Consider the following 13,714-nt stretch of genomic DNA (forward strand, 5'->3'; position numbering starts at 1 on the left):
GCTGAACCCAGAAAGATGATACAACAACAATAAGTTTCAAATACAATGTCATAAGAACCTGAGAAGTGTCACCACCAGTTCGTGGAGGTATCGAAATTGAGATTGTCTGTCTTTTGCGTTTTTGCCCTGGCCTTGCCGTTTCCCTGTTTTTCGCAGGAATCAGCTCCAACCGACATTAGGAATGCCATTCTGACCAGCAGATCAGGCGATTGCGCTGACTACATTGGTAGCTACAAAGCGGACGTCGAAGATATCCAAAAGGGCACCTCCTACGAGGCACAAGTCAAGATAGACGCCGACAACGAGACTTGTACAATTGCTACGAATGGGACACCCAACCATGACTTCAATGGTGCGACAGCACGTTTTGCCAATGACTTTCGTCCTTTGTTGAGTGAATTCCAAATTACGCGAAAACCAGAAAAGGCTACAAACCCGAGTCCCCTCGGCCAACAGGCATACAACGCCATATTGTTGAATGGCGTACCTGTGGATTTGCTTTCGGCAGGTTGCTATCGACCAGATGCTCCCCGAGCTGACAAAAACGGCAACGTGCTTGCTGGTTGTACCATCCGCGACCCCTGGCTGATTGATCCGCCATCTTACGATAAGTACTTTGGGGTTGATTTACATAATGCGCATACACAGCCAGATGGCAGGTATCACTACCATTCGAACCCGAACGCACTGTTCAATGACCGACAGTTCGATGCGCCTTCTCCAGTAATCGGTTTTGCGTCAGACGGTTTCTCGATATACGGAACAATCTTCGAGGATAGCGACGGGAAAATTCGAGCGGCCCTCTCGGGCTATGAGTTGAAGTCTACGGAGAGGCCAAAACCGCCGAACGGCCCGGGTGGTATGCCGGATGGCACTTACATTGAAGACTATGAGTTCACAGGCAATGGAGATCTGGATGAATGCAATGGTATGACCGTTGATGGTCAATACGGGTACTATGTCACAAGCTCGTATCCATGGATTCTGAATTGCTACACAGGAACTCCCAACCCTTCGTTCCGAAAGTGATTTGGAAACGGTTGTCCAAAACTGTTCAATCTGTGGCGCCACCGGTAAGAATTAACGAGTGCTACCGAGATTTGCAGCATGCACTTGGCTAGCTTGAAAGAATCCGCCGCCCCCTATAGACACCCACCCCCAACCCTGTTACACGCTCCCAATCTTGCGGCCTCGGATTCGTTCCGGGGCCTCTGATATTTGTAACCGGGGACCTTCGGGGCCCTATACCCTTGGCACCTACGGGGGCCTATCACATAGCGGGGAAACTCCCTGCACTTGCTAAACGGAAGACAGAAAGCATGGCACTCAAGTCGTACAAGCCGACGACGCCGGGCCAGCGCGGGCTGGTGCTGATCGACCGTTCGGAGCTTTGGAAAGGACGTCCGGTCAAGTCTCTCACAGAGGGTTTGACCAAATCGGGCGGCCGGAACAACACCGGACGGATCACTTCACGCCGCCGCGGCGGTGGCGCAAAGCGTCTCTACCGGATCGTTGACTTCAAACGGAACAAATTTGATGTCGCGGCAACCGTCGAGCGGATCGAATATGACCCGAACCGGACCGCATTCATCGCACTGGTAAAATACGAAGACGGCGAGCAGGCATATATCCTGGCTCCGCAGCGTCTGGCTGTTGGTGACAAAGTCGTGGCATCCGCCAAGGCTGACATCAAGCCGGGCAACGCAATGCCGTTCTCGGGCATGCCCATCGGTACCATCGTTCACAACATCGAGATGAAGCCTGGTAAAGGCGGTCAGATCGCACGTGCGGCCGGTACTTACGCTCAATTCGTTGGTCGCGATGGCGGCTACGCTCAGATCCGTCTGAGCTCGGGCGAGCTGCGCATGGTCCGTCAGGAATGCATGGCCACCATCGGTGCCGTGTCCAACCCCGACAACTCGAACCAAAACCTCGGTAAAGCCGGTCGTATGCGCCACAAGGGCGTTCGTCCGTCGGTTCGTGGTGTTGCAATGAACCCGATCGATCACCCGCACGGTGGTGGTGAAGGTCGTACCTCGGGTGGCCGTACGCCGGTTACGCCGTGGGGTAAGGACACCAAGGGTAAGCGTACCCGCAACAAGAACAAAGCGTCCCAGAAGCTGATCATCCGCTCGCGGCACGCCAAGAAGAAGGGACGTTAATCCATGTCTCGCTCTGTTTGGAAGGGTCCTTTCGTCGATGCTTACGTGCTGAAAAAAGCCGAAGCAGCGCGCGAGTCGGGCCGCAACGAAGTCATCAAAATCTGGTCGCGTCGTTCCACCATTCTGCCCCAGTTCGTGGGTCTGACCTTTGGTGTGTACAACGGCCAGAAGCACATTCCCGTCAACGTCTCGGAAGACATGATCGGTCAGAAGTTCGGTGAATACTCGCCGACCCGCACCTATTATGGCCACGCCGCAGACAAAAAAGCGAAGCGGAAGTAAGTCATGGGCAAGGAAAAAAACCCCCGCCGCGTGGCTGAAAACGAAGCAATGGCGAAAACCCGTATGCTTCGCACCAGCCCGCAGAAACTGAACCTGGTTGCGCAAATGATCCGCGGCAAGAAAGTTGAGAAGGCTCTGACCGACCTGACTTTCTCGAACAAGCGTGTCGCGCAGGACGTCAAGAAGTGCCTGCAGTCCGCAATCGCGAATGCCGAAAACAACCACAACCTGGACGTTGACGAGCTGATCGTCGCCGAAGCATGGGTTGGTAAGAACCTGGTCATGAAGCGCGGTCGTCCGCGTGCCCGTGGCCGTTTCGGCAAGATCATGAAGCCGTTCTCGGAGATCACCATCAAGGTGCGTCAAGTTGAGGAGCAAGCCTAATGGGTCATAAAGTAAATCCGATCGGCATGCGCCTGCAGGTCAACCGCACCTGGGACAGCCGCTGGTACGCCGACACCAAGGACTACGGTGATCTTCTGCTGGAAGACCTCAAGATCCGTGAGTTCATCAACAAAGAGTGCAAGCAGGCCGGTGTTGCCCGTGTGATCATCGAACGTCCGCACAAGAAGTGCCGCGTTACGATCCACACTGCACGCCCCGGTGTCATCATCGGCAAGAAAGGTGCAGACATCGAAGTTCTGCGCAAAAAGCTTGCTCGTATGACCGACAGCGAACTGCACCTGAACATCGTCGAAGTGCGCAAGCCCGAGCTTGACGCGCAGCTGGTTGCCGAGTCCATCGCTCAGCAGCTGGAACGTCGTGTTTCGTTCCGTCGCGCAATGAAGCGCTCGGTTCAGAACGCCATGCGCATGGGCGCCCTGGGTATCCGGGTGAACGTCGCTGGTCGTCTGGGCGGGGCCGAAATCGCACGGACCGAGTGGTACCGTGAAGGCCGCGTGCCTCTGCACACTCTGCGTGCCGACATCGATTACGCACATGCCGAAGCGATGACCCCCTACGGGATCATCGGGATCAAGGTCTGGATCTTCAAAGGTGAGATCATGGAGCACGATCCGCAGGCACGTGACCGTAAAGCACAGGAACTCCAGGACGGCCCTGCACCTCGTGGTGCTGGTGGCGGTCGTCGCTAAGGAGGGAAAGATATGCTTCAACCAAAGCGTACTAAATTCCGCAAGATGCACAAAGGTCGGATCAAGGGTCTCGCCAAGGGCGGCTCTGATCTGAACTTTGGCACCTACGGCCTGAAAGCTCTTGAGCCTGAGCGTGTAACTGCACGCCAGATCGAAGCTGCACGTCGTGCCATGACGCGTCACATGAAGCGTCAGGGTCGTGTCTGGATCCGCATCTTCCCCGACACTCCGGTCACGGCTAAGCCGATCGAAGTTCGTATGGGTAAAGGTAAAGGTTCGGTCGACCGCTGGGCATGCAAAGTCAAGCCTGGCCGCGTGATGTTCGAGATCGACGGCGTCAATGACGACATCGCCCGTGAGGCCCTGCGCCTGGCCGCGATGAAGCTGCCGATCAAGACTCGCGTCGTGGTTCGCGAAGACTGGTAAACAGTCCGGGGAAACCCGAACAGCATTGCCCCCGCCGAGAAATCGGTGGGGGCTTTTTCGTTTGTGGCCTCTAGCAAACCCGCTAGGCGCCCAATTCCGAGATTCAATACCGGCATTGCAAAAAAGATGGGGCTCAGGGGTGGCATATTCTCTCATCTGGTGAAAAGAAGCGCTCGCAAAACCTTCTCAATCAGAGCTTGGGTCGATCATCCTCCGATACGGCTTGAGCACGAACTGTGCCTTGGCTCTGAAACTCCGCTGAAAGACCGAGGACACGTATGGGCCTTACTTGCCGGGACGTCATGGTCCCCCCTGAAAAACAGAAGACAATTCATCCCGATGATACAGTCGCCAAAGCGTTTGAGATCATCCGAGACAGCCGCGCCCGGTTCTTGCCGGTGGTGGGGGATGACGGTAGCTTTCAAGGCGTTTTCACCGCGCCTACGCTGATCAAGATGATCCTGCCGCGTGCGGCCCGTATTGGTGTCAGCGATGAGACGTCGCGCGTTGCAATCAGCCATCTCAGCTTTATGGATTTGACCAAGGAAGACATCAGCGAACAGATCAAGCGCCTGCACGAAGAGCGGGTCGGAGATCACATGTCCAACCCGGCCAACATCCCGGTTCTCGCACCCGACACGCCGGTGATGGAAGGCATTTTCCTGATCCACAAATTCAAACGCCACGTTTTCCTCGTGGAACCCGAGACCAATCACTTCGTCGGCTCTGTCAGCCCGAACTCGTTGATTGATCACGCGCTGAGCTAACCCCTAAAGACCGGATCAGACCATTGACCGACCATTCCGTTTCGCATGGAGAACACGCGTTCTCCGTTCCTCAGCTGTTGGGGATTGACCCTCTGTGGGTCGCCACCGGTATCCTGATTGCTGTTTATGCCGTCCTGGTGACCGAAAAAGTAAACCGCGCCATTCTGGCCATGCTGGGCGCATCGCTGATGGTGCTGTTCGGCATCATCAACCAGGAACAAGCCGTCGCAGGCGTTGATGCCAACACATTGGCGCTGCTGATCGGCATGATGGTGATCGTCGGGATCACCAGTAAATGTGGGTTGTTCCAATTCGTCGCCATCAAGGCCGCCAAGGTGGTCAAGGCCAATCCGACCGGAATCCTGATCATGCTGACGCTGATCACGGCGGTATTCTCTGCTCTGCTGGACAACGTGACTACCGTTCTGTTGATCGCACCGATCACCTTGCTGATTACGGACGCGCTGGAAACGCGCGTTTACCCGTTCTTCTTTGCTGAGATTCTAGCGTCGAATGTGGGCGGTACGGCCACTTTGATTGGTGATCCGCCGAACATCATCATCGGCTCGGCCGCGGGCCTCAGCTTCAATGACTTCGTGGTCAATCTTGCGCCGATCTCGGCCATCTGTCTTGTGGTGCTGACCGGTATCATTTACCTGCTGAACCGCCGCACGCTGGCCGCCATCCCCAAATCGGCCTGCGAAAAGATCATGCGTTTCAATGAAAATGAAGCGATCACCGATGTCGGCCTGATGATCAAATCCCTGTCGGTTCTGGCGCTGACCCTTCTTGGCTTCACGCTTGGCCATGGCTACGGCATCCAGCCGGGCACCTCGGCGCTGGCCGGTGCTGCGCTGCTGATGCTGTTGGCCTACGGGCACCAGCACGGAGAAGAGCAGTCCGAATCCGTTCACCACATTTTTGGTGAGGTTGAGTGGATCACCATCTTCTTCTTCGGCGGTCTGTTTGTCATCGTTGCAGGTGTCGAGCATGTCGGTCTGCTAGAGTTCTTTGGCGAGAAAGTTCTGGAGCTGACCGAAGGCGACATGATGTGGACTGCGTTCTTCATCTTCTGGGCCTCGGGCATCTTGTCGGCCATTCTGGACAACATCCCCTTCGTGGCGACGATGATCCCTCTGATCGAGTCCACTGCCGACACGTTTGGCGGGCCTGACGCGATCGAGCCTCTGTGGTGGTCGCTGGCTCTGGGCGCCTGCCTTGGCGGCAACGGGACCTTGCTGGGCGCAAGCGCCAACCTGACGGTTGCGGCCTTTGCCGAAAAGGCCAAGCAGCCGATTGGCTTCGTCAAATTCGCGCTCATGGCGTTCCCGATCATGATCCTGACCCTGATGATCGCCAACGTCTATCTCTGGCTGCGCTACTTCTACTAAAGCGCTTAACGATAGGTCGCACCCGAGCAGCCGCTTTTCTGAGGCGGCTGCTCTCGCCCTTGCGTCCCGGCTGGGATATAGCCGGGGCATGGCACAGATTGAATCACTCTTCGTTACCCGTCTCTATCGTGCAGCTTTGTCCGAGTTCGATCCCAAGATCGACGCTGGCGAGCTGGAAAACTCCTGCCTTGTTATCGCCGAGGATGATGAGGCTGGGCAGGAATGGTGTGAAGAGAATGGCTATCCCGGCTATACCAGCTACGCCTCGCTGACCGATTTGCCCTGGCGCTTCCCGATCTTCAACGATCTGGTGCAGGCGCTGGATCAGCACGTCGCCGCCTTTGCCAAGGATCTGGAGTTCGATCTGGGCGAGGGGGAGCTGAAGCTTGAAGACCTTTGGATTAACATCCTGCCTGAGGGCGGCATGCACTCCAGCCACCTGCACCCACACAGTGTGATCTCGGGCACGACCTACGTTGCCATGCCCGAAGGGGCGAGCGCGTTGAAGCTGGAGGACCCCCGCTCAGGCCGCATGATGGCCGCGCCAACGCGTCTCAAAGGCGGGCGCCGCGATTTGCAGCCGTTCATCTATTTGAAGCCTCAGGTGGGGGATGTCCTGCTGTGGGAAAGCTGGCTGCGCCACGAAGTGCCGATGAACATGGCGGAAGAAGAGCGGATCAGTGTTAGCTTTAACTACAAGTGGGATTAATCCTTGCGTAAGATACGCTGTGGAAGCTTCGACCCCTGTTCTTTGGGGTGGAGTTGCATTGCTTACTTTTCTGACATTCTATCGAACAGATTGGGATATTCGCGAGACTATTTTGGAGATTTTTGGATTTCGCGGTTTGGCCAATAAAACGGTGCTTGAAATACTGGTTTTGGCCGCGACTTTGGGCGCAACAATTTATGTTGTCTTCCAGGCGATGGAAGCTTGTAAACAGACTTTGAGCTAGTCTTGTTTCGATGTCTTGCGGGTGCGTTTCAACTTCCTCTTGCCACCCACCCAATAAACCCTTATATGGCGGCATCCTGCAAGTCCCCCGGCCGAGTCGGGGGATTCGCATGTCTATCATTCATCCACCAGGTCCAAGGTGACCCTGTCAGGGGGCCTTCTGGTGTTTTGAGCAAAGGAAAAAGGCGATGAACGCCCAAGAACTGCGTGACAAGACCCCGGACCAGCTCCGTGAGGAACTGGCCAACCTGAAGAAAGAAAGCTTTAACCTGCGCTTTCAACAGGCAACCGGTCAGCTGGAAAACACTGCTGGCATCAAAGCGGCTCGCCGCAACGCTGCCCGCGTCAAAACCATTCTGAACGAAAAGGCCGCTGCCGCGGCATCGGAGGAGTAATCCTATGCCCAAGCGTATCCTGTCCGGCGTGGTAACCAGCGACGCCAACGAGCAAACCGTAACCGTTTCGGTTGAGCGTCGTTTCAAGCACCCGCTGCTGCACAAAACCGTTCGTAAGTCCAAGAAATACCGGGCTCACGACGAAAAGAACGCCTTCAAGGTCGGCGACACCGTACGCATCATCGAATGCGCGCCGAAATCGAAGACGAAACGTTGGGAAGTTCTGGAAGCGTAAGCCTCCGGGATTTTCCCATTTGTCGAAACCCTGGGGGATCTAACGAGACCAGCCCCCACAGGTCGGGAGAAACCACATGATCCAGATGCAGACCAATCTGGATGTCGCTGACAACTCCGGCGCACGCCGAGTTCAGTGCATCAAGGTCCTGGGTGGTTCCAAGCGTAAATACGCCTCCGTTGGCGACATCATTGTCGTCTCGGTGAAGGAAGCCATCCCGCGCGGCCGCGTAAAGAAAGGTGACGTCCGTAAGGCCGTCGTCGTACGCACCGCCAAGGAAGTCCGTCGCGAAGACGGCACCGCGATCCGTTTCGATCGCAACGCCGCCGTCATCCTGAACAACAACAACGAGCCAGTCGGTACCCGTATCTTTGGCCCCGTTGTTCGCGAACTTCGCGGCAAGAACTTCATGAAAATCATCTCGCTGGCTCCGGAGGTGCTGTAATCATGGCTGCTAAACTCCGCAAAGGCGACAAGGTCGTCGTGCTGGCCGGCAAGGACAAGGGCAAAGAGGGAACCATTTCCTCGGTTGACCCCAAAGCCGGTAAAGCTGTTGTCGAAGGCATCAACATCGCCATCCGTCACACACGTCAGTCGCAAACCTCGCAAGGTGGTCGCCTGCCTCAGGCAAACCCGATCGAGCTGTCGAACCTGGCGCTGCTGGACAAGAACGGCAAAGCAACCCGCGTTGGCTTCCGCATGGAAGGTGACAAGAAGGTTCGCTTCGCCAAGACCACAGGGGACGTGATCGATGCTTGATTCCGCAACCTACACCCCGCGTCTGAAAGCTCAGTACGTTGAAACCATCCGTGCCGCTCTGAAAGAAGAGTTTGGCTACAAGAACGACATGCAGCTTCCCAAGCTGGACAAGATCGTTCTGAACATCGGTTGTGGTGCTGAGGCGGTCAAAGATTCGAAGAAAGCGAAAGCTGCCGTCGAAGATCTGACTGCGATTGCTGGTCAAAAGGCCGTTGCAACCAAGGCGAAGAAGTCGATCGCGGGTTTCCGCGTCCGTGAAGACATGCCGCTGGGCGCGAAAGTGACCCTGCGCGGTGACCGGATGTACGAATTCCTGGATCGCCTGATCACCATCGCGCTGCCGCGCGTTCGTGACTTCCGCGGTGTTAAGCCGTCTTTCGATGGTCAGGGCAATTTTGCCATGGGCATGAAAGAGCACATCGTGTTCCCGGAAATCGACTTCGACAAGGTCGACGAGGTCTGGGGCCTGGATATCGTAATTGCCACCACAGCGAAAACCGACGCTGAAGCGAAGAGCCTGTTGAAAGCATTCAACATGCCGTTCAACGCGTAAGCGCCGGGAGGATTGAGACATGGCTAAAAAAGCAATGATCGAACGCGAGAAGAAGCGCGAACGCCTGGTGGCCAAATATGCCGCAAAGCGTGCCGAGCTGAAAGAAATCGCGAATGACGAGAGCCGCCCGATGGAAGAGCGTTTCAAAGCGCGTCTGAAACTGGCGAAACTGCCGCGCAACAGCTCGGCTACCCGTCTGCACAACCGTTGTCAGCTGACCGGTCGTCCCCACGCTTACTACCGTAAGCTGAAGGTCAGCCGTATCGCGCTGCGCGAGCTGGGTTCTGCTGGTCAGATCCCCGGCATGGTGAAATCGAGCTGGTAAGGGAGACATAGATATGAATGATCCTATCGGCGATATGCTCACCCGTATCCGCAACGCGCAAATGCGCGGCAAGTCCACCGTTTCCACCCCGGCTTCCAAGCTGCGCGGTTGGGTTCTGGACGTGCTAGCGGACGAAGGCTACATCCGTGGCTATGAAAAGACGACCGGTGCAAACGGTCATCCGGCCATCGAAATCAGCCTGAAGTACTACGAAGGCACCCCTGTTATTCGCGAACTGAAGCGGGTCTCGAAGCCCGGTCGTCGCGTCTACATGGGCGTCAATGACATCCCGCAGGTCCGTCAGGGTCTGGGCGTGTCGATTGTCAGCACTCCGAAAGGTGTGATGTCGGACGCAAACGCTCGCTCCAACAATGTTGGCGGCGAAGTGCTCTGCACCGTCTTCTAAGGAGGTCTGCAATGTCTCGTATTGGTAAAAAACCGGTCGAGCTGCCCAGCGGCGTTACCGCCTCTGTGTCGGGTCAGACCATCGAAGTCAAAGGTCCGAAAGGCACCCGCAGCTTCACCGCCACCGACGACGTGACGCTGTCGGTTGAAGACAACGTGGTCAAGATCGACCCCCGTGGCATGTCCAAGCGTGCCCGCCAGCAGTGGGGCATGAGCCGCACCATGGTTGCCAACCTGGTAACCGGTGTGACCGAAGGCTTCAAAAAAGAGCTGGAGATCCAGGGTGTTGGTTACCGGGCTCAGATGCAGGGCAACACCCTGAAGCTGAACCTGGGCTACAGCCACGACGTTGATTTCACTGCTCCGGAAGGTGTCACCATCACCGCGCCGAAGCAGACCGAGATCGTTGTGGAAGGTATCGACCAGCAGCAGGTGGGCGAAGTCGCGGCCAAAATCCGCGAATGGCGCCGTCCCGAGCCTTACAAAGGCAAGGGCATCCGCTACAAGGGCGAGTTCATCTTCCGCAAGGAAGGCAAGAAGAAGTAAGGACGCAAACAATGGCAAACAGCAAAAGAACCCTGTTTCTGAAGCGCCGCCTGCGCGTTCGGAACAAACTTCGCAAAGTCAACGCCGGCCGTGTACGCCTGTCGGTTCACCGTTCGAACAAGAACATCAGCGTTCAGCTGATCGACGACGTTCGCGGCGTGACCCTGGCATCGGCCTCGACCCTGGAAAAAGATCTGGGTGTTGTTGGCAAGAACAACGTCGAAGCGGCCACCAAAGTGGGCGCGGCCATCGCCGAGCGTGCCAAGAAGGCAGGCGTCGAAGAGGCCTATTTCGATCGTGGTGGCTTCCTGTTCCACGGCAAGGTGAAGGCAGTTGCCGACGCCGCGCGTGAAGGTGGTCTGAAGATCTAAGACTTGCGGGCAGCTTTGCGGCTGCCCCGATGATCCGGGGGCCTCGGCAACAGTCGCGGCTCACTTGGATTGAAGCAAACGGCGCCGTATGCGCCACATGAGAAAAGGGATGCCAAATGGCAGAACGTGAAAACCGTCGGGGCCGTGGCCGCGACCGTGAAGAAGCACCGGAATTTGCAGATCGCCTGGTCGCAATCAACCGCGTGTCGAAAACCGTAAAAGGTGGTAAGCGCTTTGGCTTCGCCGCTCTGGTGGTTGTCGGCGATCAGAAAGGCCGCGTCGGCTTTGGTAAAGGTAAAGCGAAAGAAGTACCTGAGGCCATCCGAAAGGCGACTGAGCAAGCCAAGCGTCAGATGATCCGCGTGCAACTGCGCGAAGGTCGTACTCTGCACCACGACATCGAGGGCCGTCACGGCGCTGGTAAAGTGGTCATGCGCACCGCACCCGAAGGTACTGGTATCATCGCCGGTGGTCCGATGCGTGCAGTGTTCGAAATGCTGGGCGTTAAGGACGTTGTGTCCAAGTCGCTGGGCTCGCAGAACCCGTACAACATGATCCGCGCCACCATCAACGGCCTGCAGAAAGAGCAGAGCCCGCGTTCGGTTGCCGCACGTCGTGGTAAAAAAGTTGCCGACATCCTGCCCAAGCGGGACGAAGCACCGGCTGAAGCCGAAGCGTAAGGAGTAGCGAGCAATGGCAAAAACCATCGTCGTCAAGCAGATCGGTTCTCCGATCCGTCGCCCCGCCGAACAGCGCGCAACCCTGATCGGCCTGGGCCTGAACAAGATGCACCGCACCCGTGAGCTGGAGGATACTCCTTCGGTCCGCGGCATGGTCAACAAGATCCCGCATCTGGTTGAGATCATCGAAGAGCGCGGCTAAGCGCCCTCTGAATATTTTCTTGGAAACGCCTCTGACCTGTGTCAGGGGCGTTTTCTTTTGCCCGAGTGCATCTGCGAATCGCCTCGTTCGACCGCCTACCCCACACCTTGAAGAGGGTCGATCCGCCCGCTGAATCCGAAGGTAATAACGGCGCAGAGGTCCTCTTGCGAGGCTGAGTTTCAGCTTTCCCAATGCCGAAATTTATCTTTTCTTAAATGGGGTTAGAAGATCGAAAAGAGTTTCGTTTGCGGTCCCACAAACGCTTGCAAAGCCGATTTCGCCTCTGACAGAGTGGCCGGGCAAGAACCGGGAGCAGGGGCTGACTATGGCGCGCGACTATCTCAAAAAGGCGATGCTGACGGCGCAATCTGATGCGCCCGAGGTTCACGATACGGTCAAGACCATCCTGGCGGAGATCGAAGCAGGCGGCGATGCGAAAGCGCTGCAATATGCGGCCAAGTTCGACAGGTTCGACGGCAACGTTCTGATGACGCAGGACGAGATTGACGCCGCAATTGCGCGGGTCCCCGAAAAGCTGAAGGCGGATATCCGTTTCGCCCACAACAACGTCCGCCATTTTGCCGAGGCGCAAAAGGCCACAATGACCGACGTCCAAACCGAGATCGTGCCCGGAGTGATCGCTGGTCAAAAGGCGATCCCAGTGGATGCGGCGGGGTGCTATGTGCCCGGCGGTCGTTACAGCCATATCGCCAGTGCAATCATGACCGTAACAACCGCCAAGGTCGCCGGATGCCGCCACATCATCGCGTGTTCTCCTCCGAAACCGGATGAGGGTGTTGCGCCTGCAGTAGTCTATGCGGCCCATATCTGTGGGGCCGACAGTATTCTGGCGATGGGAGGGGTGCAGGGTGTCGCCGCGATGCGATACGGCCTGTTCGGCCTGCCACGCGCAAATATCCTTGTAGGGCCGGGGAACCAATTCGTCGCGGAGGCCAAGCGCATCCTCTACGGTGAAGTTGGCATCGACATGATCGCAGGACCGACCGATAGTCTAGTCCTTGCCGACAGCAGTGCGGACCCGTTTGTTGTGGCCACCGATCTCGTGAGTCAGGCGGAACACGGGTATAACTCTCCTGTCTGGCTGGTGACAGATGACCGGGCGCTTGCGCAGAATGTCATGACACTGGTGCCCGAACTGATCGCAGATCTTCCTGACCTGAACCGAGAAAACGCGGCTGCTGCATGGCGCGACTATGCCGAGGTCATCGTTTGTTCGGATCGCGAAGAGATGGCCGCCTGCTCCGATGACTACGCGCCGGAACACCTAACCGTTCAGGCCGATGACTTGGAATGGTGGCTGGATCGTCTGACCTGCTATGGCTCTTTGTTTCTGGGGGAAGAGACCACTGTATCCTATGGGGACAAGGCAACGGGCACCAACCACGTTCTGCCGACCTCGGGTGCTGCCAGCTACACGGGCGGCCTTAGCGTCCACAAATACATGAAGATCGTTACATGGCAGCGGGCGACCCGGGAAGGCTCAAAACCCATTGCTCTGGCCACAGCCAGAATTTCGCGCGTGGAAGGGATGGAGGGGCATGCAAGGGCGGCTGATGTCCGTCTCGCCAAGTACTTCCCGGATGAAGAATTTGATCTGCGTGCGGAGGGATGATCGGTCCAACCACCACCTGCCAAACTGTTCTCTGGCCTTGATACCGCGCTGGGTACTATCCTTGGCTTGATAGGGCCGACCGGGTCGAAAGGAGTTTGACATGTACAAGAAAGTTCTCGTTCCAATGGCGCTGGATCACGATATCTCGCAACACACTCTGGAAGTGGCCCGAGCCTTGTCTCAGGGCGGCGGAGAGATAATCGCTCTGCACGTTTACGAAATGCCTCAGGGCTCGGTCAGTGCATTTCTGGACAAGGATCTGGTGGCCGAAGGGTTTCGCCGTGCCCGAGTGGAGCTGTCTCGCAAAGTCGAAGGGCTGGAAGGGGTGAGTTCCGAACTCGTAAAGGGCCACACGGCGCGCACGATCATAGATTATGCGGCAGAGAAAGGTGTCGATTGCATCGTCATCGGGTCCCACAAGCCCGATCTCAGCGACTATTTCTTGGGCTCCACCGCGTCGCGCGTTGTGCGTCATGCCCCATGCGCGGTGCATGTGTACCGCAGGTGATAACCGTCAATCACGCCCTTGGGCGACA

Annotated in this window: 23 protein-coding genes; all 23 read left to right on the forward strand. The window is 56.8% G+C overall.

Annotation, left to right across the window (positions count from 1 at the left end; translation table 11 throughout):
• Nucleotides 1-96 precede the first annotated feature (96 nt).
• On the forward strand, nucleotides 97-1,029 hold the full coding sequence (locus ACR3FB_RS02460) for a YHYH protein (RefSeq protein WP_480563825.1): 933 nt from the start codon (nucleotides 97-99) through the stop codon (nucleotides 1,027-1,029).
• 290 nt (nucleotides 1,030-1,319) lie between these two features.
• Complete coding sequence (rplB, locus tag ACR3FB_RS02465; protein ID WP_120633917.1) at nucleotides 1,320-2,162, forward strand: 50S ribosomal protein L2; 843 nt, start codon at nucleotides 1,320-1,322, stop codon at nucleotides 2,160-2,162.
• Between the two features lie 3 nt (nucleotides 2,163-2,165).
• Nucleotides 2,166-2,444 carry a 30S ribosomal protein S19 gene (rpsS, locus tag ACR3FB_RS02470; RefSeq protein WP_005980699.1) on the forward strand — a complete coding sequence of 93 codons (279 nt, stop codon included), beginning with the start codon at nucleotides 2,166-2,168 and terminating at the stop codon, nucleotides 2,442-2,444.
• A gap of 3 nt (nucleotides 2,445-2,447) precedes the next feature.
• Entirely contained in the window at nucleotides 2,448-2,828 is a 381-nt protein-coding gene (rplV, locus tag ACR3FB_RS02475; RefSeq protein ID WP_039538267.1) for a 50S ribosomal protein L22, read from the forward strand.
• A complete protein-coding gene (rpsC, locus tag ACR3FB_RS02480) occupies nucleotides 2,828-3,538 on the forward strand; it encodes a 30S ribosomal protein S3 (RefSeq protein WP_008758042.1) in 711 nt (236 codons plus the stop codon). The genes rplV and rpsC overlap by 1 nt, the downstream gene beginning before the upstream one ends.
• Before the next feature lie 12 nt (nucleotides 3,539-3,550).
• Entirely contained in the window at nucleotides 3,551-3,964 is a 414-nt protein-coding gene (rplP, locus tag ACR3FB_RS02485) for a 50S ribosomal protein L16 (protein WP_058283513.1), read from the forward strand.
• A gap of 302 nt (nucleotides 3,965-4,266) precedes the next feature.
• Nucleotides 4,267-4,731, forward strand: a complete 465-nt coding sequence (locus tag ACR3FB_RS02490; protein WP_480528087.1) for a CBS domain-containing protein — start codon at nucleotides 4,267-4,269, stop codon at nucleotides 4,729-4,731.
• A 23-nt stretch (nucleotides 4,732-4,754) separates the two neighbouring features.
• A complete protein-coding gene (locus ACR3FB_RS02495) occupies nucleotides 4,755-6,122 on the forward strand; it encodes an ArsB/NhaD family transporter (protein ID WP_480563827.1) in 1,368 nt (455 codons plus the stop codon).
• An 88-nt stretch (nucleotides 6,123-6,210) separates the two neighbouring features.
• On the forward strand, nucleotides 6,211-6,831 hold the full coding sequence (locus ACR3FB_RS02500) for a 2OG-Fe(II) oxygenase family protein (RefSeq protein ID WP_480563829.1): 621 nt from the start codon (nucleotides 6,211-6,213) through the stop codon (nucleotides 6,829-6,831).
• 19 nt (nucleotides 6,832-6,850) lie between these two features.
• Entirely contained in the window at nucleotides 6,851-7,075 is a 225-nt protein-coding gene (locus tag ACR3FB_RS02505; protein ID WP_480563831.1) for a hypothetical protein, read from the forward strand.
• Nucleotides 7,076-7,262: 187 nt separating this feature from the next.
• The gene (gene rpmC, locus ACR3FB_RS02510; protein WP_010437082.1) at nucleotides 7,263-7,469 is read left to right on the forward strand and encodes a 50S ribosomal protein L29; all 207 of its coding nucleotides are present in this window, start codon (nucleotides 7,263-7,265) and stop codon (nucleotides 7,467-7,469) included.
• A 4-nt stretch (nucleotides 7,470-7,473) separates the two neighbouring features.
• The gene (gene rpsQ / locus ACR3FB_RS02515; protein WP_152459158.1) at nucleotides 7,474-7,704 is read left to right on the forward strand and encodes a 30S ribosomal protein S17; all 231 of its coding nucleotides are present in this window, start codon (nucleotides 7,474-7,476) and stop codon (nucleotides 7,702-7,704) included.
• 76 nt (nucleotides 7,705-7,780) lie between these two features.
• Nucleotides 7,781-8,149, forward strand: a complete 369-nt coding sequence (gene rplN, locus ACR3FB_RS02520) for a 50S ribosomal protein L14 (protein ID WP_008757934.1) — start codon at nucleotides 7,781-7,783, stop codon at nucleotides 8,147-8,149.
• 2 nt (nucleotides 8,150-8,151) lie between these two features.
• Nucleotides 8,152-8,463 carry a 50S ribosomal protein L24 gene (rplX, locus tag ACR3FB_RS02525; RefSeq protein WP_068340764.1) on the forward strand — a complete coding sequence of 104 codons (312 nt, stop codon included), beginning with the start codon at nucleotides 8,152-8,154 and terminating at the stop codon, nucleotides 8,461-8,463.
• The gene (rplE, locus tag ACR3FB_RS02530; RefSeq protein WP_170356680.1) at nucleotides 8,456-9,016 is read left to right on the forward strand and encodes a 50S ribosomal protein L5; all 561 of its coding nucleotides are present in this window, start codon (nucleotides 8,456-8,458) and stop codon (nucleotides 9,014-9,016) included. Before rplX ends, rplE begins: the two co-directional genes overlap by 8 nt.
• Before the next feature lie 19 nt (nucleotides 9,017-9,035).
• Nucleotides 9,036-9,341: a 30S ribosomal protein S14 gene (rpsN, locus tag ACR3FB_RS02535; protein ID WP_068340744.1), complete on the forward strand. Its 306-nt coding sequence runs from the start codon at nucleotides 9,036-9,038 to the stop codon at nucleotides 9,339-9,341.
• A 13-nt stretch (nucleotides 9,342-9,354) separates the two neighbouring features.
• A complete protein-coding gene (rpsH, locus tag ACR3FB_RS02540; protein WP_170373360.1) occupies nucleotides 9,355-9,747 on the forward strand; it encodes a 30S ribosomal protein S8 in 393 nt (130 codons plus the stop codon).
• A gap of 11 nt (nucleotides 9,748-9,758) precedes the next feature.
• Entirely contained in the window at nucleotides 9,759-10,292 is a 534-nt protein-coding gene (gene rplF / locus ACR3FB_RS02545) for a 50S ribosomal protein L6 (RefSeq protein ID WP_170373361.1), read from the forward strand.
• Between the two features lie 11 nt (nucleotides 10,293-10,303).
• Entirely contained in the window at nucleotides 10,304-10,663 is a 360-nt protein-coding gene (rplR, locus tag ACR3FB_RS02550; protein WP_039523386.1) for a 50S ribosomal protein L18, read from the forward strand.
• A gap of 116 nt (nucleotides 10,664-10,779) precedes the next feature.
• On the forward strand, nucleotides 10,780-11,343 hold the full coding sequence (rpsE, locus tag ACR3FB_RS02555) for a 30S ribosomal protein S5 (protein WP_170356677.1): 564 nt from the start codon (nucleotides 10,780-10,782) through the stop codon (nucleotides 11,341-11,343).
• 13 nt (nucleotides 11,344-11,356) lie between these two features.
• Nucleotides 11,357-11,545 (forward strand): 50S ribosomal protein L30, encoded by a 189-nt coding sequence (gene rpmD / locus ACR3FB_RS02560; protein WP_074736195.1) that lies wholly within the window; start codon nucleotides 11,357-11,359, stop codon nucleotides 11,543-11,545.
• A 325-nt stretch (nucleotides 11,546-11,870) separates the two neighbouring features.
• On the forward strand, nucleotides 11,871-13,178 hold the full coding sequence (gene hisD, locus ACR3FB_RS02565; RefSeq protein ID WP_480563833.1) for a histidinol dehydrogenase: 1,308 nt from the start codon (nucleotides 11,871-11,873) through the stop codon (nucleotides 13,176-13,178).
• 100 nt (nucleotides 13,179-13,278) lie between these two features.
• The gene (locus ACR3FB_RS02570; protein WP_170768626.1) at nucleotides 13,279-13,686 is read left to right on the forward strand and encodes a universal stress protein; all 408 of its coding nucleotides are present in this window, start codon (nucleotides 13,279-13,281) and stop codon (nucleotides 13,684-13,686) included.
• Nucleotides 13,687-13,714: the final 28 nt, after the last annotated feature.

The sequence above is a fragment of the Ruegeria sp. AO1 genome, assembly GCF_056535985.1.